This is a genomic window from Streptomyces luteoverticillatus (assembly GCF_003970715.1).
GTDB lineage: Bacteria > Actinomycetota > Actinomycetes > Streptomycetales > Streptomycetaceae > Streptomyces > Streptomyces abikoensis.
In genome coordinates, this window is the sequence record NZ_CP034587.1 from 4,386,074 (window position 1) to 4,411,376 (window position 25,303).

The 25,303-nt window shown below is 72.1% G+C and carries 24 protein-coding genes; 16 read left to right on the forward strand and 8 right to left on the reverse strand.

Annotated elements, in window-relative coordinates:
- Positions 1 to 41: 41 nt before the first annotated feature.
- Positions 42 to 689 (reverse strand): RDD family protein, encoded by a 648-nt coding sequence (locus EKH77_RS19485; protein WP_126915615.1) that lies wholly within the window; start codon positions 687 to 689, stop codon positions 42 to 44.
- Between the two features lie 159 nt (positions 690 to 848).
- Between EKH77_RS19485 and EKH77_RS19490 the strand changes: the two genes are divergently transcribed.
- The 3 genes from EKH77_RS19490 to EKH77_RS19500 all read left to right on the forward strand — a co-directional run bounded on the left by EKH77_RS19490 (position 849) and on the right by EKH77_RS19500 (position 3,665).
- Positions 849 to 1,727, forward strand: a complete 879-nt coding sequence (locus EKH77_RS19490; protein ID WP_126915616.1) for a bifunctional methylenetetrahydrofolate dehydrogenase/methenyltetrahydrofolate cyclohydrolase — start codon at positions 849 to 851, stop codon at positions 1,725 to 1,727.
- Between the two features lie 76 nt (positions 1,728 to 1,803).
- On the forward strand, positions 1,804 to 2,319 hold the full coding sequence (locus EKH77_RS19495) for a DUF3017 domain-containing protein (protein WP_240667428.1): 516 nt from the start codon (positions 1,804 to 1,806) through the stop codon (positions 2,317 to 2,319).
- A gap of 122 nt (positions 2,320 to 2,441) precedes the next feature.
- The gene (locus EKH77_RS19500) at positions 2,442 to 3,665 is read left to right on the forward strand and encodes an NADP-dependent isocitrate dehydrogenase (RefSeq protein WP_126915618.1); all 1,224 of its coding nucleotides are present in this window, start codon (positions 2,442 to 2,444) and stop codon (positions 3,663 to 3,665) included.
- 100 nt (positions 3,666 to 3,765) lie between these two features.
- Here EKH77_RS19500 and EKH77_RS19505 read toward each other — a convergent pair whose 3' ends face one another.
- Positions 3,766 to 4,182 (reverse strand): hypothetical protein, encoded by a 417-nt coding sequence (locus EKH77_RS19505; protein WP_126915619.1) that lies wholly within the window; start codon positions 4,180 to 4,182, stop codon positions 3,766 to 3,768.
- A gap of 331 nt (positions 4,183 to 4,513) precedes the next feature.
- On the opposite strand from EKH77_RS19505, the gene EKH77_RS19510 reads away from it, so the two are divergent.
- From EKH77_RS19510 to EKH77_RS19565, 12 genes are all read left to right on the forward strand, one after another.
- Complete coding sequence (locus EKH77_RS19510; protein ID WP_126915620.1) at positions 4,514 to 5,305, forward strand: helix-turn-helix domain-containing protein; 792 nt, start codon at positions 4,514 to 4,516, stop codon at positions 5,303 to 5,305.
- A complete protein-coding gene (locus EKH77_RS19515) occupies positions 5,302 to 6,177 on the forward strand; it encodes a helix-turn-helix domain-containing protein (RefSeq protein ID WP_126915621.1) in 876 nt (291 codons plus the stop codon). The genes EKH77_RS19510 and EKH77_RS19515 overlap by 4 nt, the downstream gene beginning before the upstream one ends.
- A 396-nt stretch (positions 6,178 to 6,573) precedes the next feature.
- Positions 6,574 to 7,689: a helix-turn-helix domain-containing protein gene (locus EKH77_RS19520; RefSeq protein WP_126915622.1), complete on the forward strand. Its 1,116-nt coding sequence runs from the start codon at positions 6,574 to 6,576 to the stop codon at positions 7,687 to 7,689.
- 190 nt (positions 7,690 to 7,879) lie between these two features.
- Complete coding sequence (locus tag EKH77_RS19525) at positions 7,880 to 8,869, forward strand: malate dehydrogenase (protein WP_126915623.1); 990 nt, start codon at positions 7,880 to 7,882, stop codon at positions 8,867 to 8,869.
- 182 nt (positions 8,870 to 9,051) lie between these two features.
- Positions 9,052 to 10,758: a hypothetical protein gene (locus EKH77_RS19530; RefSeq protein ID WP_126915624.1), complete on the forward strand. Its 1,707-nt coding sequence runs from the start codon at positions 9,052 to 9,054 to the stop codon at positions 10,756 to 10,758.
- Positions 10,755 to 11,330, forward strand: coding sequence for a hypothetical protein (locus EKH77_RS19535; protein WP_126915625.1), 576 nt, complete (start codon positions 10,755 to 10,757; stop codon positions 11,328 to 11,330). Before EKH77_RS19530 ends, EKH77_RS19535 begins: the two co-directional genes overlap by 4 nt.
- 13 nt (positions 11,331 to 11,343) lie before the next feature.
- The gene (locus EKH77_RS19540) at positions 11,344 to 12,231 is read left to right on the forward strand and encodes a hypothetical protein (RefSeq protein WP_126915626.1); all 888 of its coding nucleotides are present in this window, start codon (positions 11,344 to 11,346) and stop codon (positions 12,229 to 12,231) included.
- 184 nt (positions 12,232 to 12,415) lie between these two features.
- Complete coding sequence (locus tag EKH77_RS19545; RefSeq protein ID WP_126915627.1) at positions 12,416 to 13,924, forward strand: aldehyde dehydrogenase family protein; 1,509 nt, start codon at positions 12,416 to 12,418, stop codon at positions 13,922 to 13,924.
- A gap of 53 nt (positions 13,925 to 13,977) precedes the next feature.
- A complete protein-coding gene (locus tag EKH77_RS19550; RefSeq protein WP_126915628.1) occupies positions 13,978 to 15,510 on the forward strand; it encodes a GMC family oxidoreductase in 1,533 nt (510 codons plus the stop codon).
- The gene (locus tag EKH77_RS19555) at positions 15,510 to 16,643 is read left to right on the forward strand and encodes a quaternary amine ABC transporter ATP-binding protein (RefSeq protein ID WP_126915629.1); all 1,134 of its coding nucleotides are present in this window, start codon (positions 15,510 to 15,512) and stop codon (positions 16,641 to 16,643) included. Before EKH77_RS19550 ends, EKH77_RS19555 begins: the two co-directional genes overlap by 1 nt.
- Positions 16,640 to 18,601: an ABC transporter permease gene (locus EKH77_RS19560; RefSeq protein ID WP_126915630.1), complete on the forward strand. Its 1,962-nt coding sequence runs from the start codon at positions 16,640 to 16,642 to the stop codon at positions 18,599 to 18,601. Before EKH77_RS19555 ends, EKH77_RS19560 begins: the two co-directional genes overlap by 4 nt.
- A gap of 1 nt (position 18,602) precedes the next feature.
- A complete protein-coding gene (locus tag EKH77_RS19565; RefSeq protein ID WP_126915631.1) occupies positions 18,603 to 19,574 on the forward strand; it encodes an ABC transporter substrate-binding protein in 972 nt (323 codons plus the stop codon).
- A gap of 15 nt (positions 19,575 to 19,589) precedes the next feature.
- Here EKH77_RS19565 and EKH77_RS19570 read toward each other — a convergent pair whose 3' ends face one another.
- From EKH77_RS19570 to EKH77_RS19580, 3 genes are all read right to left on the reverse strand, one after another.
- A complete protein-coding gene (locus EKH77_RS19570) occupies positions 19,590 to 20,330 on the reverse strand; it encodes an isocitrate lyase/PEP mutase family protein (RefSeq protein ID WP_126915632.1) in 741 nt (246 codons plus the stop codon).
- 96 nt (positions 20,331 to 20,426) lie between these two features.
- Complete coding sequence (locus tag EKH77_RS19575) at positions 20,427 to 20,810, reverse strand: VOC family protein (RefSeq protein ID WP_126915633.1); 384 nt, start codon at positions 20,808 to 20,810, stop codon at positions 20,427 to 20,429.
- A 93-nt stretch (positions 20,811 to 20,903) separates the two neighbouring features.
- A complete protein-coding gene (locus EKH77_RS19580) occupies positions 20,904 to 21,398 on the reverse strand; it encodes a carboxymuconolactone decarboxylase family protein (protein WP_126915634.1) in 495 nt (164 codons plus the stop codon).
- Between the two features lie 47 nt (positions 21,399 to 21,445).
- Here EKH77_RS19580 and EKH77_RS19585 point away from each other — a divergent pair, with 47 nt between their 5' ends.
- Positions 21,446 to 22,939, forward strand: a complete 1,494-nt coding sequence (locus tag EKH77_RS19585) for a PLP-dependent aminotransferase family protein (protein ID WP_126915635.1) — start codon at positions 21,446 to 21,448, stop codon at positions 22,937 to 22,939.
- Between the two features lie 18 nt (positions 22,940 to 22,957).
- Here the strand turns inward: EKH77_RS19585 and EKH77_RS19590 are convergent, their stop codons facing one another.
- The 3 genes from EKH77_RS19590 to EKH77_RS19600 form a co-directional block, all read right to left on the reverse strand.
- Positions 22,958 to 23,872: a YwqG family protein gene (locus EKH77_RS19590; RefSeq protein WP_126915636.1), complete on the reverse strand. Its 915-nt coding sequence runs from the start codon at positions 23,870 to 23,872 to the stop codon at positions 22,958 to 22,960.
- Positions 23,873 to 23,902: 30 nt separating this feature from the next.
- A complete protein-coding gene (locus EKH77_RS19595; RefSeq protein ID WP_126915637.1) occupies positions 23,903 to 24,760 on the reverse strand; it encodes a hypothetical protein in 858 nt (285 codons plus the stop codon).
- Positions 24,761 to 24,914: 154 nt separating this feature from the next.
- Positions 24,915 to 25,241, reverse strand: coding sequence for a hypothetical protein (locus EKH77_RS19600; protein ID WP_126915638.1), 327 nt, complete (start codon positions 25,239 to 25,241; stop codon positions 24,915 to 24,917).
- Positions 25,242 to 25,303 lie beyond the last annotated feature (62 nt).

Genomic DNA, 25,303 nt, shown 5'->3' on the forward strand with positions numbered 1-25,303 from the left:
GAAACAGCGCGGCCTTCCAGGGGCGCCGGACGCCGGACGCCTCAGCGGACCCGTACGACGACCGTGCCGACGATCTTGTCGGCGAAGGTCTGCTTCTTCTCGTCCCACAGCGGCCAGAGATAGCCGAGGTACAAGAAACCGTCGACGATGTGGCACAGATTCCGGACGAACGCCATGCCGAAGCCGGTGGGCATGCCGTCGCGCTCGCGCAGCACGCTGATGCCCACGGCCTTCTTGCCCGGCGTCTGGCCCGTCTTTCCCTGGCGGTAGAGGGCCCAGAAGCCGAGGAAGACGCTGAGGAGGAAGGCGAGCCCCATCACGACCAGGCCGCCGGTCACCAGGCCGGTCGACTGCTCGCAGTAGCCCTGGCTCGCCGAGTACGTGGAGCAGTCCTCGTACCCGGTGAGCCACATGCCGGCGCCGGCCGCGATCAGGAGCAGCGTGGGAATCCCCAGGATCAGGCTGTCCAGCAGCGTCGCGCCCACGCGGGCCCACCAGCCCGCCAGCGGCGGGCGCTGCTGCACGGCGTACGGGTCCTGCGGGTAGCCGCCGTGGCCGTAGGCCCCGTACGCCCCATATGCCCCGGGCTGCTGGGGGAACGGCGGGTACTGCGGATACGGCTGCCCCGGCTGCTGCGGCGGGCCGTAGCCCGGCGGGGGCGGCGGGTAGGGCGGGTTCGGGTGGGTCACCTGGACGTGTCCTTCGAGCGGTGGCTGGGTTTGTACGGGACGGCCGTGGCCCGGGCCACGGCGGCGCAATCGTAGACATACGGTCGTACCGCGCAGCGTCGCGCGGGCGACTCCGACCTGAGTGGAACCAACCCCACCCGATCCGCGAGGATGTGCACCATGACCGCCCAGATTCTCGATGGCAAGGCCACCGCGGCCGCGATCAAGTCAGAACTCTCCACCCGTGTGCAGGCGCTGAAGGCCCGGGGCATCACCCCCGGCCTGGGCACGATCCTGGTCGGGGAGGACCCGGGCAGCCAGAAGTACGTGGCCGGCAAGCACCGCGACTGCGCCGAGGTCGGCATCGCCTCCATCCAGCGCGAGCTGCCCGCGACCGCCACCCAGGAGGAGATCGAGGCGGTCGTCCGGGAGCTCAACGAGGACCCGGCCTGCACCGGCTACATCGTCCAGCTGCCGCTGCCCAGGGGCATCGACGAGAACCGCGTCCTCGGCCTGATGGACCCGGCCAAGGACGCCGACGGGCTCCACCCGACCAACCTCGGCCACCTGGTCCTGAACGAGCCCGCCCCGCTGCCCTGCACCCCCAACGGCATCATCACCCTGCTGCGCCGGCACGGCGTGGAGATCAACGGCGCCGAGGTGGTCGTCGTCGGGCGCGGCGTGACCATCGGCCGTCCGATGCCGCTGCTGCTGACCCGCCGCTCCGAGAACGCCACGGTCACGCAGTGCCACACCGGCACCCGGGACCTGTCGGCCCATCTGAAGCGGGCCGACATCATCGTGGCCGCGGCGGGCGTGCCGCACCTGATCAAGCCCGAGGACGTCAAGCCGGGCGCGGCCGTCCTCGACGTCGGCGTCAGCCGTGACGAGAACGGCAAGATCGTCGGCGATGTCCACCCGGGCGTGCGCGAGGTCGCGGCCTGGATCTCCCCGAACCCCGGCGGCGTCGGCCCGATGACCCGCGCCCTGCTGCTGCTCAACGTGGTGGAGGCCGCCGAGCGGGACGCCGAGGCCGCCGGAGGCGGCGATGGGGCCTGAGGCCACCGGTCCGGACGCGAACGGCTCGGACCCGGACCGTTCGGGCCCGAAGGGCTCGGGCTCGAAGAGCTCGGGCGTGAACGGTTCGAGCGTGAACGGTTCGGCCAACGGAGCCGGCGGACCGGCCGGCTCCGGTCGGCCGTCAGGCTCCGGCGGGTCGGCGAAGGCCGCCGGCCCGGGCAAGGCGTCCGATGAAGCCGCCGGCAGGGCGACCCGCCGTCCCCCGCAGGTCACCCGGGACACCGCGCGCCCCGAGGGCGGCGGTCGCGCCGCGCCCGGGCGCGCCCCGGCGCCCGCGCGGCAGTGGCCGCTGCTGGCGGTCCTGGGGGCCACGGGCCTGGGTCTGCTGATCGTGGCCCTCGACGCCTTCCGGGTCGGGGCGCTGATCATCGGGCTCGCGCTGATCGGCGGCGCGGTGCTGCGCTGGACGCTGCCGTCCGTGGGCATGCTGGCCGTCCGCTCGCGGTTCACCGACCTCTTCCTGTACGGCGGGCTGGGCCTGGCGATCGTGCTGCTCGCCCTGATGGCCCAGCCGCACGCGTGGCTGAAGATCCCGTTCCTGGAGGACGTGCTGCACTTCACCGTGCAGTAGTGCGCGTAGTGCGCAGTGAGTAGTGCGCGGTGCGCGCACTACCGCACGGCAAGGTGCGTGGACGTGGGGCTGCCCGGTGCGTCGGCCCCACGAACGTTGCGTGAGAAGGGGTGTTCCGGCTCATGACCAAGATCAAGGTCGCCAACCCCGTCGTCGAGCTCGACGGCGACGAGATGACCCGCATCATCTGGCGGTTCATCAAGGAAAAACTGATCCTGCCCTACCTCGACATCGAGCTGAAGTACTACGACCTGGGCATCGAGAACCGCGACGCCACGGGTGACCAGGTGACGGTCGACGCCGCCCACGCCATCAAGGAGTACGGCGTCGGGGTGAAGTGCGCGACCATCACCCCGGACGAGGCCCGCGTCGAGGAGTTCAACCTCAAGGCGATGTACCGCTCGCCCAACGGCACCATCCGCAACATCCTCGGCGGAGTGATCTTCCGCGAGCCGATCATCATGGGCAATGTGCCGCGGCTGGTGCCCGGCTGGACCAAGCCCATCGTCGTCGGCCGCCACGCCTTCGGCGACCAGTACCGCGCCACGGACCTCAAGGTCCCCGGCGAGGGCACGCTCACCATGACCTTCACCCCGAAGGACGGCTCCGAGCCGATCGAGCTGGAGGTCTACGAGTTCCCGGGCGCCGGCGTCGCGCTGTCCATGTACAACCTGGACGACTCGATCCGCGACTTCGCCCGCGCCTCGTTCCGCTACGGCCTCGATCGCGGCTACCCGGTGTACATGTCCACCAAGAACACGATCCTCAAGAAGTACGACGGCCGCTTCAAGGACCTCTTCCAGGCGGTCTTCGACGCCGAGTTCCGGGAGGGCTTCGAGGCGGCGGGCCTGACGTACGAGCACCGGCTGATCGACGACATGGTCGCCGCCGCCCTCAAGTGGGACGGCGGCTACGTCTGGGCGTGCAAGAACTACGACGGCGACGTCCAGTCGGACGTCGTCGCGCAGGGCTTCGGCTCGCTGGGCCTGATGACCTCGGTGCTGATGTCCCCCGACGGCCGCACGGTCGAGGCGGAGGCCGCGCACGGCACGGTCACCCGCCACTACCGGCAGCACCAGGCCGGCAAGGCCACCTCCACCAACCCCATCGCCTCGATCTTCGCCTGGACCCGGGCCCTGGCCCACCGCGGCCGCCTGGACGGCACGCCCGAGGTCGTCCGGTTCGCGGAGACGCTGGAGAAGGTCTGCGTCGAGACGGTGGAGGGCGGCCAGATGACCAAGGACCTGGCCCAGCTGATCGGCCCCGGTCAGCCGTGGCTGACGACCGAACAGTTCCTGGCGGCCCTGGACGAGAACCTGCGGAAGCGGACCGGAGCGGCGGCGTAGCCGCCGGGCGGGCATGACGGTGGTCCGTCCTCTCCCCCGTGGGAGGACGGACCACCGCGTTCTCACTCGGGCCTGCCCGACGGAACGCCGGGCGACCGGGTCAGCTGTGCCCCATGTACACCTTCACGTGACGGGCGTAGTTGTGGCTCGGGGGCGATGTGAAGCGCTTGACGTCGTTCTTGGGGCAGGCACTCGGCGAGCGCCACCGCGACAGCTCGCGCCAGTTGCCGTCGTAGTAGCGGGTCTCGGTGAAGACGCACTTGCCGTCGGCCTTCTCGTCCTTGACCCAGCCCGAGTTCGTCCCCGGAGCACACGCGGTGCCCGCCGACGAGCCGTAGCTCTGATCGTGTGCCCAGTCCCAGCAGCCCTTCACATTCGTGTCGAACGAGGCGACTTCGGTGAGGGCGCCGGCAGGCGCCGTGGAGCCGGCATGCGCCGAAGCGGCCGGGAGGACGGCCAGTCCGCCGCTGAGGACCGCGGCGGCCGCGACGGCGGCGAAGCGCTTGCGTACGTTCATGATCCGGGTTCCTCCCCGTCGGTGAGCGGTGGGGGACGGCACGGGGTGGACCGTGCCGCCCCCGGCTTGCAGGACTGACTGTGATGCGCCACATCCCCTCCTGCCAAAGGATCGCCGGGAATTGGGCCACCGTGGGACGTCCCACGCCCCCACCTGCGAGGACGCCGGGTCCCACGAGGTGGTGGTGGGACGGGGGAGGGACGGCCGGGCTGGCCGGAAACGACGGCTCCCGGCCCCGGACGCGGGAATCGGCGCGTTTACCTCGCCATGATGTGCGGCACGAGGCGACTTTCCGCCTCGAGGGACTCTTGTGACGCGTATGGGGTGGAACATGTCGCGTTGGAGGGAATTACCCGCCTCGCTGGACCAGCGGGTGCGGCAGCTCGTCGTACAGCTCAGAAGACTCAAGGACCGCAGCGGGCTGAGCCTGGCCGCGCTGGCGGCCAAGACCTCGTACAGCAGTTCCTCCTGGGAGCGCTATCTCAACGGCAGGCAACTCCCGCCGCGCGACGCCGTCGAGGAACTGGCCCGGGTGTGCGGCGCGGACGCGACGCGGCTGCTGGTGCTCCACGAGGTCGCGGCGGAGGCGTGGACGGACGAGGCGGCGGAGACGGACGAGGCGGAGGAGGCGGCAGGGGCGGCACCCGGCGCGCCCACGGCACCGCCCCCTGCCGGGGGCGGGCGCCGTACGACGACCGTCGTGCTCGCCGCGGCCGTCGTCGCCCTGGCGGTGGCCCTGGCCGCCGTCCTGCTGGCCACCCGCCCGTGGCAGGACGACCGGACGACCGCGGACCCGGGCCACGCCCACGCCGCCGTCGGCGACACCCCGGCCCCCTTCGTCTTCGTCCAGGGCCGCTCGCGCCCCTGCGACGTCCAGCGGCACGACGGCGACCTGAAGGCCGGCTACAGCGCGACCCGCACCACGCTCATGGACCTCAAGAGCACCGGCTGGGAGGTCCTGGAGGCCCAGTGCCTGCTGCGGTACCACGGCTTCGACCCCGGGATCGCCGACGGCTCCTACGGGGAGAAGAGCAAGGACGCCGCCAAGGCCTTCCAGAAGGCGCGCGGCCTGGTCGTCGACGGGATCGTCGGCCCGGACACCTGGAAGGAGCTGCGCCGGTGAGCGGGGGCGGGGAACGGCTCGTTCCCGCCGAGTGCGGGCGGCTGGCCGCCGGGCTGCGGGAGCTGAAGGACCGTACGGGCCTGAGCCTGGCCGCGCTCGGCGAGCGGACCCCGTACAGCAAGTCGTCCTGGGAGCGCTATCTCAACGGCAAGAAGCTGCCGCCCCGGCAGGCCGTCGACGCGCTGTGCCGGCTGGCGGGCGAGCCGGCGGACCGGCTGCTGGCGCTGTGGGAGCTGGCCGAGCAGTCGTGGAGCGGACGGGCCGCCGCCGGGGAGCCCTCGCCGCAGCCGCCCCCACCCGTGGTGCCCCCACCCGTGGTGGCGGAGCCGGAGCGGCGGCCGTTCCTCGTGCGCCGGGTGCTGCTGTCGGCCGCTGTCGCCGTCCTTGTCGTGGCGGGCGTGGTGGCCGCGCTGGTCCTGGCGAGCGGCGGGTCCGGGGCCGGTGGCCGGGACCACGACCCCGCGAACCCCATCGCGGCGGCCTCCTACCCGCAGTCCTACGAACCCGGCTGCCGGGGCGCGGAGTGCGAGGGCGCGGACCCCACGCAGATGGGCTGCGGCGCCCAGGGCATGCTCGTCACCCTGCTCCAGCGCCGGGCGGCCGGTGGCCAGCGGGTCGAGATCCGCTACAGCGAGAAGTGCGGGGCCGTGTGGGTGCGGTCCATGAACCTGCGCCTGGGCGACCATGTCGTGCTCACGCTGCCCGGCGCCGACGCCAAGGAGCTCAAGGCCGCGAGCCAGCGGGACACGGAGCTCTATCTGTCGACCGCCATGACCGCCACCAAGGACCCGGAGAAGGCGCGGGTCTGTGTCCTGCCCGCCGGCGGCAGCCCGGAGTGCTTTGTTCCGCAGTCACCGGCCCCGCGTGTGTGACGCCGTGTGTGACGCCGCGTGTGAGGGGCGACATGTGGGTAGAAGACGGGTGGAGGAGAGCCGGCGGCCGGTCCTCCACCCCCGTGGGAGGACCGCCCGCCGCTCACCCAAGAAGGATCATGACCTCGACAAGCCGGATCAAGGTCCGTCGGGCCGCTGTGGCATGGGCGTGACCGTTCCGGTACCGGGTCCTCTTTCCGTACCAAAGTGCCCGGTCATGTCACCGTATGGTCACCGTGCACGGCGGGGGTCGCCGGTCGCGCCCCAGGGGCGTGCGCCCCATGGCCTTGATCAACCCCAAGTGCCTCCGTGCGCCGCCCCTTTGGGAACTGACATGCTGGTTTCGGGCATCCCCGTGGGTAGTCGTGAGCGGGGACCGGGGGACAGGGGAGGGCAATGCCTCGTTGGAGGGCGCTACCGGAGGAACTCGACCCACAAGTACGCGAGTTCGCCGAACAATTGCGCAGACTCGTGGAGCGCAGCGGGCTCGGCATCGCCGCCGTGGCCGACCGCACCGGCTACAGCAAGACGTCCTGGGAGCGCTATCTCAACGGCCGGCTGCTGCCCCCGCGCGGGGCGGCCGAGGCGCTGGCCGAGGTCACGGGCACGGATGTAGGCCATCTGGGCACGCTGTGGGAGCTGGCCGAACGGGCGTGGAGCCGCTCCGAGCTGCGGCACGACGTGACGATGGAGGCGATCCGCGTCGCGGAGGCGAAGGCGGCGCTGGGGGAGTTCGGGCCGCCGCCGGAGAAGGCCGAGCGTACGAGGAAGCCCGCGAGGGCGGGTGCGGTCGCCGCGCCGTCATCGGCGCCCACGGCCCTGCGCGACGACGAGGCCGAGCCGCCTCCGTCGCCTCCGATGCCGGATTCCGGGCTGCCGCGCGATCCGGGGGCGCGGGACGTGCGGGAGAAGGCCATCCCGGTCCGGAAGCCGAAGGCGCCCAAGGACCCGAAGGCGCCCAAGAGCCCCAAGGCCCCCGCTTCCGCGCGCCGCAACACGGTCCTGTTCGCCGTCGGCGCGGTGGGGGCGCTCCTCGTCGTGGCGGCGGGCGTGCTGCTGCTCGGTACGGGCCCGGACGACGGGCAGGTGGCCCCCGGCGCGATCGCCACGCCGAGCGCGGGCAGCCCGTCGAGCATGCCCGACGGGGTGAAGTGCACGGGCGCCGCCTGCGCGGGCAAGGACCCCGAGACGATGGGCTGCGGCGGGGCGCACGCCACGACAGCGGGTTCCGCGACGGTGGGGGCGTCGTACCTCGAGGTCCGGTACAGCAAGGCGTGCGGTACCGCGTGGGCCCGGATCACCCAGGCGGCGCCGGGCGACACCCTCCGCATAAGCGGCACCGGCAGCCGGGCCGTCACCGAGAGCGGCCGCGTCGACAAGGGCGCCGACGGGCACACCCGCATGATCCCCGTCGCCGACTCCCGCCAGGCCTCCGCCTGCGCCGCCCTCGTCTCAGGCCGCAAGGGCTGCACGACCCCGCGCCCACCGCAGGAACGAACCCCGGAGGGGTGAGCGGTTTGTGGGGCAGGCGTTCCGCCCTGAGGGACGATTCACCGCAAACGGCGACGGTGAGGCGTCCCACACCGGGGGTGGGGACCGTGGCCGGTCCCGTCGGATAGCCTGGCGCCGGATCTCTTGATACCGAGAGAGATCCGCACACCTTGGGCAGGGACACCCACCAAAGCTCGCGCAGGAGATCGCCATGACCCGCACTCCCGTCAATGTCACCATCACCGGCGCCGCCGGTCAGATCGGCTACGCGCTGCTCTTCCGCATCGCCTCCGGTCACCTCCTCGGCGCGGACGTGCCGGTCAAGCTGCGCCTGCTGGAGATCCCGCAGGGCCTGAAGGCCGCCGAGGGCACCGCCATGGAGCTCGACGACTGCGCCTTCCCGCTGCTGCGCGGCATCGAGATCACCGACGACCCGAACGTCGCGTTCGACGGCGCCAACGTCGCGCTGCTCGTCGGCGCCCGCCCCCGCACCAAGGGCATGGAGCGCGGCGACCTGCTCGAGGCCAACGGCGGCATCTTCAAGCCGCAGGGCAAGGCCATCAACGACCACGCCGCGGACGACATCAAGGTCCTCGTCGTCGGCAACCCGGCCAACACCAACGCCCTGATCGCCCAGGCCGCCGCCCCGGACGTGCCGGCCGAGCGCTTCACCGCGATGACCCGTCTGGACCACAACCGCGCCATCTCCCAGCTGGCGAAGAAGACCGGTGTCGCGGTCTCCGAGATCAAGAAGCTGACGATCTGGGGCAACCACTCCGCCACCCAGTACCCGGACATCTTCCACGCCGAGATCGCCGGCAAGAACGCCGCCGAGGTCGTGAACGACGAGCAGTGGCTGGCCGACACCTTCATCCCGACCGTCGCCAAGCGCGGCGCCGCGATCATCGAGGCCCGTGGCGCGTCCTCGGCCGCCTCGGCCGCCAACGCCGCCATCGACCACGTCCACACCTGGGTCAACGGCACCGCCGAGGGCGACTGGGCCTCCATGGGCATCCCGTCGGACGGCTCCTACGGTGTCCCCGAGGGCCTCATCTCCTCCTTCCCGGTCACCGTGAAGGACGGCAAGTACGAGATCGTCCAGGGCCTGGAGATCAACGACTTCTCCCGCTCCCGCATCGACGCCTCCGTCCAGGAGCTCGCGGAGGAGCGCGACGCCGTGCGCGCCCTCGGCCTGATCTGAGCCGGTACATAAGCACCGTCGCCGCACGGGTGTGCTGACGTACACCCGTGCCCGACGATTTCGGGCCCGTCATCCACTCCCAAGGGGGGTCGGTGGCGGGCCCGTTGGCTTATTCTGGGTTCTTCCGAAAATACGTCAACTCGGCTAGTTCGAAGGCGAGTTCGACGGATCGGGGGACCGAAATGAGCCATTCCGTCCAAGGATCCCCGTCAGAGGCCACCCGGTTACTCTGCGCGGGGACCTACCTCGACATCGAGTTCCGCCGCCGTGTCATCGAAGAGCTGGTGGAACATGAGGAAAGACCCATCGCCCCGTCCCTGGGGGTCGATGTGGTGCCGGTGCTCACCCACGCACTGCGCGCCCGCGGTCAGGACACCCTGACCGCCCTGCTCCTGCTCGCCCTCTGGGTGGGCTTCATCGCCGCCGACGCCGCCTCCGTCCCCGAGGGCGCGGAGAGCCTGCCGTTCGTCGGCCTCTGGTCCTTCCTCTACGCCGCGGTCTGTCTGCTCCACTGGGGCGCGCACGCCGCCGCCGGGCGCGGCTCGGCGGCGTACGTGGTCGACCGGCGCACTCTCCGCGAGGCTCTCCAGGGCAGCGGCGCACAGCGCGCCCTGCGCGCCCTGCTGCCGGGCCTGCCGCTCATCACCCTCGCCTACTGGCTGTTCGCCCTCTGGGCGCTCGCCCAAGGCGCGGGCAACTGGGCGGGCATCATCTTCCCGCTGCTGCTCGTCCTGCCGGTGTGGATGCACCGGGCGCGCGTGGCGGCCGTGATGCGCGACGAGCTGAGCCGGAAGAACTTCGCCAAGGCCTTCGCCGAGGGGGACCGGCCCTTGCCCGACTCGGCGTACCACCGCCGCATCGCCCGGTCCATCGACCGGGAGCAGTACGCGGGCCTGACGATCTACGACCCCTCCCGGCCGTTCATCGGCATGGGCGTCCCCTACGAGCCCTGGTCCTTCGCCCTGGAGCTCAAGCGCGACAAGAAGTCCCCGTCGGCGTCGAACGGCACCGCCAATGGCACCGCCAATGGCACGACCAATGGCGCGACCAATGGCACGACCGGAGGGACCGGCGGCGCGGCCGGTGCCCCCTTCACCGGCCGTACGGTCGTCGAGCTCATCCGCCCCCGGCTGGAGGCCCTGCGGCAGGCGGCCGCCGCGACGAGCCGGGACCGGCTGAAGGACCTGGAGATCGACGAGTTCGTCTACCTCCCGGTCGGGCCGCAGCGCTCCGTGGTGTCCTACGACGAGCGCACGGTGCGGATGCACCTGGCCGAGGCCGTCAACGAGGGCGGCGAGGCACGCCGCTACTTCCTGCGCGTGCGCGTCGGCGCGTGGGACGAGCAGATCGTGGTCTCGGTGCTGGTCCGGGTGCACACCCAGGGCGGGATGCTGGTCCTGGAGGTCGTCCCGCACGTCCTGACACCGATCCGCGCGGAGTTCCGCGCGGTCGACGTGATCGCGGGCCGGGGCGAGGAGGACATGCTGCGTGACGGGCTGCGCGCGCTGCTGACCGCTCCCGCGGCCGGCTTCGCGGCGGCGGTCTCCACGGTCCGCTCCGGCGTGTCGGGCTTCCGCACCTGGCTCGCCGACCCCCGGCGCTCGGCGCCGGACGGCCCGGCCCACTCGGTGCGGGAGCTGGCGGCGGCGAAGGAGATCTCGCTGTTCCAGGAGATGGACGTCAGCCGCTATGTGAAGACGGTCCAGGACCGCATCGCCAGCGGCGTCCGGGAGGCGCTGCGCTCCCAGGGCTATGAGACGGACCGTTTCGAGCAGCAGATCGTGCAGCTCAGCGAGGGCGCGATCTACATCGGCCAGATGAGCGGCGGCGCCGTGGCCCAGGGCGCGGGCGCCGAGGCCAAACACCTCACGGGAAGCGGGGGACGATGACGGACGACCGACACGACAGCGATCAGCGCGGAAACGACAGGCACGAGGACGACGAACACCGCCGCGAGAGCACCCGGAGCCCGAGCGGCGGCGGCATCTCCATCGGCTCGCTCAGCGGCGGCGCCGTGGCCCAGGGCGACGGCGCCCAGGCCGAGGACCGCTCGGAGCGCGTGGGCGAGCGCCCCGCCACGGCGGCCGCGACGCCCCCGCCGCCGGCCCCGGGCCGGGGCGGCATGGCCGTCGGCTCGATGTCGGGCGGCGCGCTGGCCCAGGGCAGGGACGCACGAGCGGTCGACGCCTCACGGCAGTTGCTGACCGTGACGCCCGAACTCCTCGCGGCGGTCAGGGAGATGCGGAGGGAGCTGTCCCACCGCGTCCGCACCCCGGGCGACGGGCTGGACGAGGTCGACGGGGAGCTCGCGGAGCTCCAGGCGGAGGCCGGGCTGACCGGCCAGGCCCGGCGCACCCGGCTGACGCGCCTGCGGACGCTGCTGACCAGCGGCGCCACGGCCGTCGGCGGGCTGGCGTCGCTGGCCGCCGTCGTCGACGCGATCAGCCGGTTAGTGGCGTGAGGCGGCGATTCGCATGAGCTACTGGGACGCGGACGCGCAGAAGTGGGTGGACGAACCGCCGCCCGGATGGCGGCCGCCGGAGCCGCCACGCGCCGGGGCCGGCGAAACGGATCCGGACGAGGAGCCGCCCACGGGCCCCTCCCACGCCTCCATCCTCGCGGGCGTCGTGGCCGGGGTGGTGCTGGCGAGCGGAATCGGTGTCGGCGTCTGGGCGCTCGTCCGGGATGACGACGGCGGAGGAGGCGTCGACGGTCCCGTGCCGACCGCCACCGCCTGGCCGTCCCCCGGCCCGACGGACACGTACGGATCGACGTACGGCTCGTCGTCCGGCACGACCTCCGGCCTCTCCGGGGGCTACACCCCGTACAACCCTTACACCTACAACCCCAACCCGTACCCCACGGCCACCACTTACGGCGGCTACCCCAGCTACGGCACCTACAGCGCCACGGGCGCCGCGTCCGGCTTCGTGCGGACCACGGACCCGGCCGGCTTCCGGCTGGACGTGCCGGCGGGCTGGTCGCGCAGCACGGACCGTGGCAGCGTGTTCTACCGGACGGCGGACGGCACGAGCCTGATCCAGGTGTTCACGCTGAACCCGCCGGGGGCGACGCCGTACGACTCGCTGCTGGAGACCGAGAAGTACGTCTCCGCGTACAAGAACTACCGGAAGACCAGGCTCGCCACGGTCGCCGGGGCGGGCAACCCGGCGGAGTACGAGTACACGTACACGTTGAGTGACGGCACCAGGCGGCATGTGGTGATCCATGCCTACACCGCTCCGGACGGCAAGCAGTACGCGCTGCTGGTGGGCGGTCCCGTGGGCGGTGAGGCCGCGCAGGGCCTGGTCATGCGGTCATTGGTGGGCTCGTTCTGCCCGACGGGCTACTGCGCCGGATGACACCGTCCGATCAACACCCCGATCCACGAAACGACGCGACGCTGAGTGACTCGCGTCACTCTTTGTGAAAGGAGAGGCATAGGTTCACCCCTTCTGGTTAGGCGCGACCCGTTGCCGGCCCTGGGCCTCGTCCGGACAGGGCCGGTGCGCACGTGATCGTTCGTCACCGGAAGGCAGAGAAGACATGGCGTCAGCCGAGACCATCCACGTCGACGGGGAGTGGCGTGCCGCCGCGTCCGGCGCTCAGCGAGAGGTGCTCGACCCGGCCGACGCCACCGTTCTCGCGGTCGTGGCCGAGGGCGGCGCGGCGGACGCCGACGCGGCCGTGGCCGCCGCGCGCCGCGCCTTCCGCGGTGGCGAGGGCGACTGGCCGCGCACGCCGGTCGCCGAACGGGCCGCGCTGCTGCGGCGCGTGGCCGATCTGCTCCAGCGCGACCGCGAGACCATCGCGCTCACCGAGAGCCGTGACACCGGGAAGACGCTGGAGGAGGGGCGGGTCGACGTCGACGATGTCACCGCCGCCTTCCGCTACTTCGCGGATCTCGTCGTCAACGAGGGCGGCGGCCGCGTCGTCGACGCGGGCTCGGACGACGTCCACAGCGTCGTCGTCCACGAGCCGGTCGGCGTCTGCGCGCTGATCACGCCCTGGAACTACCCGCTTCTCCAGGCCAGTTGGAAGATCGCCCCGGCGCTCGCGGCGGGCAACACCTTCGTCATCAAGCCCAGCGAGGTCACCCCGCTGTCGACCGTGCACCTGGTGCGGCTGCTGGCCGAGGCCGGGCTGCCCGCCGGCGTCGCCAACCTCGTCACCGGCACCGGCGACCCGGTCGGCGCCCGGCTCGCCGAACACCCGCACGTGGACCTCGTCTCCTTCACCGGTGGCCTGGCCAGCGGCGCCAAGGTGGCCCGCGCCGCCGCGCCCGCCGTCAAGAAGGTGGCCCTCGAACTCGGCGGCAAGAACCCCAACGTCGTCTTCGCCGACGCCTGCGCCACCGACGAGGACTTCGACACCGCCGTCGACCAGGCCCTCAACGCGGCGTTCATCCACAGCGGCCAGGTCTGCTCGGCGGGCTCCCGGCTCATCATCGAGGAGTCGGTGCGCGACCGCTTCGTCGCCGAACTCGCCCGCCGCGCCGAGCGGATCAAGCTCGGCCGGGGCACCGAGAAGGGCGTCGAGTGCGGCCCGCTCGTCTCCGCGCAGCAGCTCGCCAAGGTCGAGGCGTACGTCGCCTCCGCGCTCGCCGAGGGCGCGGCCCTGCGCTGCGGCGGCAAGCGCCCCGAGCCCTCGGAGACCCGCCCGGCGGACGGCTACTTCTACGCCCCCACCGTCCTGGACCTCTGCCACGGCGACATGACGGTCGTCCGGGAGGAGACCTTCGGGCCGATCCTCACCGTCGAGACCTTCCACACCGAGGACGAGGCCGTGGCGCTCGCCAACGACACCGAGTACGGCCTCGCGGGCGCCGTCTGGACCAAGGACGCGGGCCGGGCCCGCCGGGTGGCCGGCCGGCTGCGGCACGGCACGGTCTGGATCAACGACTACCACCCCTACCTGCCGCAGGCGGAGTGGGGCGGCTTCGGCAAGTCCGGCACCGGCCGGGAACTGGGCCCCGCGGGGCTCGCCGAGTACCGCGAGAGCAAGCACGTCTACCAGAACCTGGCGCCGAAGCCGGTGCGCTGGTTCGCGGGCTGAGTCTCGCCCTCCGCGCTCAAACCGTCCTGCCGCAGAAGGAGTCCACCCCCACCATGCCCGTCTACGACTACGTCGTCATCGGCGGCGGAACCGCCGGCTCCGTCATCGCCTCCCGTCTCACCGAGGACCCCGACGTCACCGTCGCCGTCATCGAGGGCGGCCCCACCGACGTCGACCGCGAGGACGTCCTGACCCTCCGCCGCTGGCTCGGCCTGCTCGGCGGGGACCTGGACTACGACTACCCGACGACCGAACAGCCGCGCGGCAACTCCCACATCCGCCACAGCCGCGCCCGCGTCCTGGGCGGCTGCTCCTCCCACAACACCCTGATCTCCTTCAAGCCGCTGCCCGGCGACTGGGACGAGTGGGCCGAGGCCGGCGCCGAGGGCTGGGACGCCGAGTCCATGGACCCGTACTTCGCCCGGCTCCGCAACAACATCGTCGCGGTGGACGAGAAGGACCGGAACGCCATCGCCCGCGACTTCGTCGAGGCGGCGCGGCGGGCCACGGACGTCCCGCGCGTCGAGGGCTTCAACAAGAAGCCCTTCCACGAGGGCGTCGGCTTCTTCGACCTCGCCTACCACCCCGAGAACAACAAGCGCTCCAGCGCCTCGGTCGCCTACCTCCACCCCTTCCTCGACCGCCCCAACCTCCACCTGATGCTGGAGACCTGGGCGTACCGCCTGGAGATCGAGGCCGGCCGGGCGCGCGGCGTGCACGTCCGCACCAAGGACGGCGAGGAGCTGTTCGTGGAGGCGGGCCGCGAGGTGCTCGTCTGCGCGGGCGCCGTGGACACGCCCCGGCTGCTGCTTCACTCCGGCATCGGCCCCAAGGCCGACCTGGAGAAGCTCGGCATCCCCGTCGTCCACGACCTGCCGGGCGTCGGCGAGAACCTCCTCGACCACCCCGAGTCGGTGATCGTCTGGGAGACGGACGGGCCCATACCCGAGAACTCCGCGATGGACTCCGACGCGGGCCTGTTCGTCCGCCGGGACCCGGCCTCGAACGGCCCGGACCTGATGTTCCACTTCTACCAGATCCCCTTCACCGACAACCCCGAGCGCCTGGGCTACGAGAAGCCCGAGCACGGCGTGTCGATGACCCCCAACATCCCCAAGCCGCGCAGCCGCGGCCGCCTCTACCTCACCAGCGCCGACCCGTCCGTGAAGCCCGCCCTGGACTTCCGCTACTTCACGGACGAGGACGACTACGACGCGCGTACGCTCGTCGACGGCATCCGCATCGCCCGCGAGATAGCGAAGACCGAGCCGCTGGCGGGCTGGCTCAAGCGCGAGGTCTGCCCGGGCCCGGAGATCACCTCCGACGAGGAGCTCAGCGAGTACGCGCGCAAGGTCGCGCACACCGTCTACCACCCGGCGGGCACCTGCCGCATGGGCGCGCGCGGCGACGAACAGGCCGTGGTAGACCCGGAGTTGCGTGTCCGTGGCCTGGAGGGCATCCGTATCGCGGACGCGTCGGTCTTCCCGACGATGACGGCCGTCAACCCGATGATCGGAGTGCTGATGGTGGGGGAGAAGTGTTCGGAACTGCTGGTAGAGGCCGCGACCCGAGGAGGTGGAGCCTGATGTCCGCCGATGGCAATGGCAATAGCGACAACGGCCGCGGCATAGGGAAGACCGCCGACGAGACGGTCGCTCCCGTCTTCTCCGTCCGCAACCTGTGGAAGGTCTTCGGCCCGAAGGCCGACCGCGTGCCGGGCAGTGACGAACTGGCCGCGCTGACCCCCGAGGAACTGCGCGAACGCACCGGCTGCACGGTAGCCGTCCGGGACGTCTCCTTCGACGTGCGCCCGGGCGAGTGCTTCGTGGTCATGGGCCTGTCCGGCTCGGGCAAGTCCACGCTCGTCCGCTGCCTCACCCGCCTCATCGAACCCACCGCCGGCACCATCGCCATCGACGGCGAGGACGTGGGCGGCATGGACAAGGGCGCCCTGCGCGACCTGCGCCGGCACCGGGCCGCCATGGTCTTCCAGCACTTCGGCCTGCTCCCGCACCGCACGGTCCTCGACAACGTCGCCTACGGCCTGGAGATCCAGGGCATGGGCAAGGCCGAACGCCGCGCCAAGGCCGGCGAGATGGTGGCCAAGGTCGGCCTCGCGGGCATGGAGGGCCGCCGCCCCGGCCAGCTCTCCGGCGGCCAGCAGCAGCGCGTCGGCCTGGCCCGCGCCCTCGCCGCCGACCCCGAAGTGCTGCTGTTCGACGAGCCGTTCAGCGCCCTGGACCCGCTGATCCGCCGCGACATGCAGGAAGAGGTCGTCCGCCTCAACCGCGACGAGGGCCGCACGATGGTCTTCATCACCCACGACCTCAGCGAGGCGCTGCGCGTCGGCGACCGCATCGCGCTGATGCGCGGCGGCCGCGTCGTCCAGTGCGGCACGCCCGAGGAGATCGTCGGCTCCCCGGCCGACGACTACGTCCGCGACTTCGTCCGGGACGTGCCGCGCGAGCAGGTCCTCACCGTCCGCCGCGCCATGCGCCCCGCCCACGACGCGGGCGAGGCCGCGACCGGACCGGCGCTGTCCCCGGCGACGACCGTCGCCGACGCCATCGAGGCGGTGGCGCGTACGGGCTGCTCGGCCCGGGTCGTCGACGCGGGCCGGTGCCTGGGCGTCGTCGACTCCACGAGCCTGCTGGGGGTCGTGGCGGGCCTGGAAAGGACGCCTTCTATGGGGGGTTTCGAGGAGAAGACCGCGGCATGAGCACGGCCGGCACGACCGTCACCCCCCACATCACGCCGCTCCGGGCGCTATGGAGAGCCCCCTCCGCCCGCAAACTGCTCCTCCTCGCGGCCGTCACGGCGGCCGTGGCGCCGTTCGCCGCCGCCCGCTGGGGCAGCGGCGCCTGGCCGCACGCGCTGACCGTCGACCTGACCGGCCCGCTCGGCCGGGCCAACGACTGGATCATCGACAACCGTGACAGCCACTGGCTGTTCCTGTACTTCTTCGGCCACATCAGCAACGCGATCGTCGTCTCGGTACGGGCTGTGTACGTGGTCCTGCTCGCCCTCGGCTGGGCGGGCGTGACGGCGGGCGCGGCACTGCTGTCGTGGCGCCTGGCGGGTGTCCGGGCGGGCGTCACGGCCCTGGCCTCGTTCGCGGTGTGCGGACTGCTGGGGATGTGGGTGCCCACGATGCGCACGCTCGCCCTGATGATCGTGGCCGTCGCGGCGTCCGTCGCCGTCGGCGCGCTGCTGGGCCTGGCGGCCGGCCTCTCGGACCGCACGTTCCGGGCCCTGCGCCCGGTCCTGGACACGATGCAGGCCCTCCCGGCCTTCGCGTACCTCCTCCCCGTCGTGCTCGTCTTCGGCATCGGCGTGGCCCCGGCCGTCCTGGCCACCGTCGTCTACGCGGCGCCCCCGATGGCCCGCCTCACGGCACTGGGCCTGCGCGGCACGGACAAGGGCGTCCTGGAGGCCGTCGACTCCCTCGGCGCCACGGCCCGCCAGCGCCTCCTGACGGCCCGCCTGCCGCTGGCCCGCCGGGAACTGCTCCTCGGCGTCAACCAGAGCATCATGATGGCCCTGTCGATGGCCGTCATAGCCTCGGTGATCGGCGCGGACGGCCTGGGCGACCGCGTCTACCAGGCCCTGTCGACGGTGGACGTGGGCACGGCCCTGACAGCGGGCATCCCGATCGTGCTGCTGGCGATCTTCCTCGACCGCTCTGTGGGCAGTCGTTCCGCAGGGCGGAACGGGTGGGCACAGAGCCACCCACCGGGCCGCACCCGAACGCTCACCACGTGGGTGGTCGCCGCAGCGGCGGTGATCACGCTCGGCCGCCTCGCCGGCACGGCCTGGCCGTCCACCTGGACGCTCCAGATCGCCGCCCCGGTGAACCGGGCGAAGGACTGGATGGTCGACCACCTCTACAGCGGAATCCCAGGAGTCGGCGGCACCGCCGACGCCGCCGCCCACTACACCGCCTGGGTCCTGGACCCCCTCCGGTCCGGCCTCCAGTCCCTCCCCTGGTGGGGAGCCCTGACCCTCGTCGCGGCCCTGGCGTGGCTGATCGGCACGTGGCGAACCGCCCTCACGGCCACGATCTCCCTCGCCGCGATCGGCGTACTGGGCCGCTGGGAGCCCGCCATGGACACCCTCTCCCAGGTGCTCGCGGCAGTCGCCGTCACCCTGCTCCTGGGCGTGCTCGTCGCCGTCGCGGCCGCGCGCAGCGACCGCGTCGAGCGCCTGCTCCGCCCCGTCCTGGACGTCTTCCAGACCATGCCGCAGTTCGTCTACCTCATCCCGGTCGTCGCCCTGTTCGGCGTGGGCCGCGCCCCGGCCGCCGCCGCGGCGATCGTCTACGCGCTGCCCGCCGTCGTCCGCATCGTCGGCCAGGGGCTGCGGCAGGTGGACCCGGCGGCCATGGAGTCCGCGCGCTCGCTGGGCGCGACGGGCGGGCAGCAGCTCCGGCAGGTGCAGTTCCCGCTGGCGAGGCCGCAGCTGCTGCTGGCCGTGAACCAGGCGGTCGTCCTCGTCCTGTCCGTCGTCATCATCGGCGGCCTGGTGGGCGGTGGCGCGCTCGGCTACGAGGTCGTCTTCGGCCTCGCGCAGGGCGACCTGGCGACCGGGCTGATGGCCGGCACGGCCATCGCGTGCCTGGGACTGATGCTCGACCGGGTGACCCAGCCGGTGAAGGCGAACGCGAAGGAGGCGAACTGACATGAAGCGCAAGGCACTGATCGCCCTCCCGGCGGTGGCCCTGCTGACCGCCGCCGCCACCGGTTGCGGCGCGGCGGACATGACGAAGCAGGCGTCCCCGTACGCCAACGCGGCGGGCGCGAAGACCGTGACCCTCTCCGTGCAGTCGTGGGTCGGCGCCCGCGCCGACGCGGCGGTGGCGCAGTACCTGCTGGAGCACGAGCTGGGCTACCGCGTGGACACCGTGCAGGTGGACGAGGTCCCGGCCTGGGACGCTCTCAGCCAGGGCCGCGTGGACGCGATCCTGGAGGACTGGGGCCACCCGGACCAGGAGAAGCGCTACGTCCACGACAAGAAGACGATCACGGACGGCGGTGACCTCGGGGTCACCGGCCACATCGGCTGGTGGGTCCCGAAGTACTTCGCCGACGCCCACCCCGACGTTCTCGACTGGCGGAATCTCAACAAATACGCCGCGCAGCTGAAGACTTCGGAGAGCGGAGGGAAGGGCCAGCTCCTCGACGGCTCCCCGTCGTACGTCACCAACGACAAGGCGCTGGTGAAGAACCTGAAGCTGGACTACCAGGTCGTCTTCGCGGGCTCCGAGGCCGCGCAGATCACGCAGATCAAGCAGTTCGCGAAGGAGAAGAAGCCCTTCCTGACCTACTGGTACGAGCCCCAGTGGCTCTTCAACGAGGTCCCGATGGTCGAGGTGAAGCTCCCGGAGTACACCGACGCGTGCGCGGAGAAGGGCGCGAAGGACCCGTCGACGATCGACTGCGCGTACCCGACGACGTCCCTGAAGAAGTACCTCAACGCGGACTTCGCGAAGAAGGGCGGCAAGGCCGCCCGCTTCCTGAAGGACTTCCGCTGGACGAAGGCCGATCAGAACGAGGTCGCCCAGATGATCGCCGAGGACAAGCTCGCGCCCGAGGCGGCGGCGAAGAAGTGGGTGGACCGCCACCCGGGCACGTGGAAGAAGTGGGTGGGCTGAGCCGGTCCCGACCGGTTATCCCTGCCGCAGCTCCGCCGCGATCTCCTCCACCGCCGCCATGGCGCGCCGGTGGAGCCCGCCGCCGAACGTGACGCGCGCGGCGCCGAGCGCGCCGAGTTCGGCGGGGGAGGGCCCACCGGGCATGGCGAGGGCGTTGACCGGCAGCCCGACGCGCTCGGCGATCGGGGCGAGGAGTTCGGCCGGGGCGAGGATCGGGTAGACGCAGTCGGCACCGGCGGCGGCGTACAGCAGCCCGCGCTCGACGGCGGGCGCGGCGCTGTCGACGTCGTCCTTCAGGAACGTGTCGATACGGGCGTTGACGACGAGCCGTCCGTCCGCCTCGGCCACGACGGCGGCCAGCCAGTCGGCGTGCGCGCGCGGCTCCTTGAGCTGCCCGGTCGTGCGGTCGGTGTCCTCAAGATTGCAGCCGACCACGCCGCTTTCCAGGAGCCGTTCGACGAGCTCACGGGGCGGCAGCCCGTAGCCGTCCTCCACGTCGGCGGTGACGACGACCCCTTCGGCAGCGACGGCCCGCACGATCCGGCCCACCGCCGTGAACATCTCCGCTGCCGGAGCTTCCCCGTCCGCGTAGCCCAGTGACGCCGAGACCCCCGCGCTCGGCGTCGCCAGGGCCCGGAACCCGGCGTCGGCGAAGGCCCGTGCGCTGGCGGCGTCCCAGGGGCCGGGCAGCACGAGGGGGCCGTCGGTGGCACTGCTGTGGTGGCGGGCCCGGAAGGCGTCCGCGTTCGTTCTCATACGGACGACCGTAGGCCCGGAAGAGGCGGGCGGAGTGGTCCACTTCCCTGCGGGGAACGTGGGCCACTCCGCCTGTTCGCCTATTCGGCTATGGGATCAGCCGCCGTACGGGCGGGTGATGATCTCCATGTAGTGGCCGTAGGGGTCCGGGAAGTACACGCCCCGGCCGCCGTCGTTGTGGTTGATCTCCATCGGCTTCTGCTGACGCGGATCGGCCCAGTAGGTGAGCCCGGCTTCCTTGATCCGCGCGAACGCCGCGTCGAACTCCTCCTCGGAGATGAGGAAGGCGTAGTGCTGCGGCGCGAAGGGCGCCCCGGGCGGGACGTTGGCGAAGTCGAGGGTGACGCCATTGGCGAGGACGACGGGGATGAACGGACCCCACCCCTCGCCGACTTCCAGTCCGAAGAGATGGGCGAAGAACTCCGCCGACTCCCGGTTGTTCTTCGCTGCGACGATGGTGTGATTGAGCTGAACTGACAAGGCTGCTATGCCTCCGAGGGCATCCGGCACCTCCACGCCTCACCCAGCCGGTGACCGACGCGCGATGCTGTGGCCAAGCCTACTCGCTCTTGATCACGGCTGGTAGGAGCCCGGCTGGACGCGGGTCGAGACGCTGATGCGGTTCCAGGAGTTGATCACGATGATCGCGGCGATGAGGTGGGCCAGCTCCTCCTCGGAGAAGTGGCGCGCGGCGCGCTCGTAGACCTCGTCCGGAACGAAGCCGTCCGTGAGGACCGTGATGGCCTCGGTGAGGGCGAGGGCCGCCTGCTCCTTCTCGGTGTAGTAGCCGGTGGCCTCCTCCCACGCGTTGAGGAGGTAGATGCGCGCCTCCGACTCGCCCGCCTTACGGGCGTCCTTGACGTGCATGTCGATGCAGAACGCGCAGTGGTTGAGCTGCGAGGCCCGGATCTTCACCAGCTCGCCGATGACCGGGTCCACACCGTCGTTCGCGGCCTTCGAGAGGGCGAACATCGCCTTCCGGACCTCGGGGGCGTGCTTGTAGAAGTCCATGCGGGGGCCGTGCTGGTGGGTGTTCGTCTCGGTTGTCGTCGTCGATGTCGTCGTCATGGCACCGACGCTACGCCGTCGATAGCCCAGGGGTATGGTCCATTCCCATGGAGAAAACGTGGGCCATTTCTGGAGTGGACCTCCACCTGGACCTCCCTGGGGCAGGCACGGGAGCGGCGGCCGTCGGCGCGGGTGAGCGCGGCGTGCGCGCCGCGCTCACCGACGCGCTGCGCGAAGCCGTCCGCTCCGGGCGCCTGGCCCCCGGCACCCGGCTGCCCTCCTCCCGCACCCTCGCCGTCGACCTCGGTCTCGCCCGCAACACCGTCGCCGAGGCATACGGCGAGCTCGTCGCGGAGGGCTGGCTCACCGCCCGGCAGGGCTCCGGCACCCGGGTGGCCTCCCGGACCGCGCCGCCCCGCCCGGCCCCCGCCCACCGCCGCGCCACCCCGCCCCGCACCCCGCCGCCGCCCGTCCACGACCTGCGCTGCGGCCCCTGCGACGTCTCCTCCTTCCCCCGCGCCGCCTGGCTCTCCGCCGCCCGCCGCGCCATCACCGCCGTCCCCCACGAGGCCTTCGGCTACGGCGACGGCCGGGGCCGCCCCGAGCTGCGCGAAGCCCTCGCCGGCTATCTGGCGCGGGCGCGCGGCGTCCGTACGACGCCCGAGCGCGTCGTGCTGTGCGCGGGCTTCAGTCAGGGGCTCGCCCTGCTGGGGCGAGTGCTGCGGCAGCGCGGCGTGAAGACGATGGGCGTCGAGTCGTACGGACTCTGGGTCCACCGCGGCATCGCCGAACGCGCCGGGCTCCGGACGGACCCGCTGACCGTGGACGGCCACGGCGCGCGGGTGGCGGAGCTGGACGACGAGGCGCGGCGGAGCGTCCGTTCCGTCCTCCTCACCCCCGCTCACCAGTTCCCCACGGGCGTCCCCCTCCATCCCGACCGCCGCGCCGCCGTCGCCGACTGGGCCGCGCGCACGGGCGGGCTGATCGTCGAGGACGACTACGACGGCGAGTTCCGCTACGACCGCCAGCCCGTCGGCGCCCTCCAGGGCCTGGCCCCCGAACACGTCGTCTACTGCGGCACTGCCAGCAAGTCCCTCGCCCCCGGCCTGCGCCTCGCCTGGCTCGTCCTCCCCGAACACCTCGTCGCCGACGTCCTGGACCTGCGACGCTCCGGTGAATGGGGCATGGGCGTCCTCGACCAGCTCACCCTCGCCGAGTTCATCAACTCCGGCGGTTACGACCGTCACGTCCGTGCCATGCGCCTCCACTACCGCCGCCGTCGCGACGAACTCGTCTCCGCCCTCGCCCGGCAGGCCCCCCACATCCGCGTCACCGGCATCGCCGCCGGCCTCCACGCCGTCCTCGAGCTCCCCCCGGGCACCGAGCAGGCCACGATCCAGGCCGCCGCCTGGCGGGGCCTCGCGATCGAGGGCCTGAGCCGCTTCCGCCACGACGCCGCCGGCCCGTCCGTCCCCTCCCCGGTGCCGGACGGCCGCGACGGTCTGCTCGTGGCCTACGGGACGCCCGCGAAGCACGCCTTCGCGGGGGCGCTGGAGACCCTCATCGACGTCCTGCCACCGGCGCCGGCGCCCACGCCGTGACAGCGGAATTCACCGTGCTCAGCAGCACTGCATGGTGAACATCGCTTGATCGAAGCGGCCGGCGGCCAGGTCCTCGGGGCGTATGAGCCAGTAGAGGGCGCCGCAGTCGCCCCACATCATGTCGGCGGCGTCGTCGGTGTCTATCTGGGCGAGGAGCGTCCAGCGCCGCGCCTCCTCCTCGACACGCGGGTCGCTCCAGGTGATGTCGCCACCGTCGCGGTTGAGGAAGCCGTGGGCGATCTCGTACTCCACGGCGTTCTGGACGGGGTTGGCGTGGCCGCCGATGAGATGGTCGGCCTCCCGCTCCAGGTCCCACAGGGCGTCGACGAACGCCTTGGCCTCCGCCGGGTGGTGGTTGGACTCTTCTTCCCCGCCCTCCCCGCCCTCGCCCTCGCCGTCACGGCGGAGCGCCGCGACGAAGTCCGGGTGCCAGGAGTCGGGCGCGGTCCACTCCACACGGGCCGTCAGCGGGACCTCGGGGTACGCCTCGAACTCGACGTCCTCGTCGTCCACGACGGGCAGCGCGCGCTCGGCCACCGCGACCCCGGCCGGGACGTGGACGACCCGCGCGCCCGCCCACGACTTCGGATCGTCGGGCCAGACCAGGGCGTCGCCGTCGTCGATCTGCCCGTCGAAGTAGAAGAACGACAGCGTCCCGTCGGCGGGCAGCGTTATGTCCAGCGAGCCCGTCGGCAACGCCGCGCAGTCGACGGACGCGATGAACGACAGCGGCCCGTGCCCCTCCCACATCGGCCACGCCATGCCCTCCGGCAGCTCGGGCAGCCCGCCCAGCCGCCCGACCACCACGTCCTCCGGCCCGGGCTCCGGCGTCGCCACCAGCCGCGCGGCCGGGCGGAGGAGCGAAATCCAGCGCTCGGCGAGGTCGGCGGGCAGGAGCGTCCGGGCGAGGTCGTGCAGCGTGCTCTCAGTCATGCCGACGATGATGCACCCCACCACTGACAATCACGTCTGAGCTGCGAGGATGTCCCGGATCGCGGCCATGCCGCGTCTGGTGGCGGCGATGGCGCCGGAGGCGTCGTCAGCGGCCCGCTCGGTACGGCAATCGCGGCAGGTCGCCTCGTCGGTGACGGGCCGGAATACCCGCCCGCAGCCGCCCGCGCAGGAGCTGAGCGGGACGGGCGGCGGCGTCGGCTCCGGCGCCGGGTCCGGCATCTTCCGCGTGAGCCGGTCGCGGGCCAGCCCGACGGGGGACCGGACGGCGTCGGGAAGCCCGGAGGTCAGCGCGTCGCGCAACTCGGCGAGGGTGGCTCCTCGGCTGAACCACTCCGCCGCGAGCGGCGCGAGCGCCTTGACGTCCCGCGCGGAGAGCCGCAGCCGCCGTTCGGAGCGGGAGACGGCGGTGAGGGCGGCGGTGGCGCGGGGGTTGGGGGTGTTCTCCCCGGTGTTTTCCTGGGGACGTCCGACGGCGTGGCCGGTCGGCCGACCGGGGGCCGGAGGAGCGTCCGTCGGCGGCGTCACGTTGTCGCGTCCGTCGCGTCCGTCGCGCAGGGCCAGCGCCTCGGCGTCCGTCAGCGGGACATTCGATACGAGCTGTGTCGTGGACCAGCGTCCTCGGGGCCCGGGGAGGCGCCACTCGTGGACGTAACCCTCCGCGATGAGTTCGCGCTTGGCGTGGCCGAACGCGGTCTTCTTGATCCCGGCTCGCCGGGCGGACTCGGAGAGCGGCTCGTCGACGCCGGGCGGGAGCGAAAGCTGCCAGAGGAGAAGGCACTTGGCGTCGGAGGAGAGGCGGGGATGGCGGATGATCTCGTTGGACACGGGGGTGTAGAAGCGGGTGGGCGCGATAGCATGCCGGAACATCTGCGGGGAAAGTCCTCTTCCCTAGTGGGTGGAGACCCCCGGATCGGTGTTAGTGCACCGCCGGGGGTCGATTCGTCTGCGCCGAAACGTACTCCTCGGAGGCGTGCCGAAGGGCACGTTCCGGCGCCCCAACACCCGTACGGTTACGAATAGATCAGCCGTGCGATACGCGCTGATGGACTCCCATGGCGGTGGCGACCTTCATGGCCATCTCGCGGTTCCCGTCGCGCACGGCTTTGGCGCGGTCGCGCTTGATGGCCTGGCACTCGTCGCAGCGCGGCGGGGGAGCGGTGTATGCGGCGAGTGCGGCGGTGAGAAGCTGGGCTTCGTAGCCGGTGAGCGCGTCGTCGATGAAGAGGAACATCTGTCCGTCGACGGGTCCTTGGGGTACGACCTGGACCGTACAGCCGTGAGCTTTGAATGCGTCGGAGAGCTCGCGTGCCGTGCGTGCGGCGGCGTGACGGACGTTGTCGTGTGGCATGGGTGGGCTACCTCGGTCGTGGTCTGTTACTCCGGTTCCGGTTCTCAGCATCAGGGTGTGGA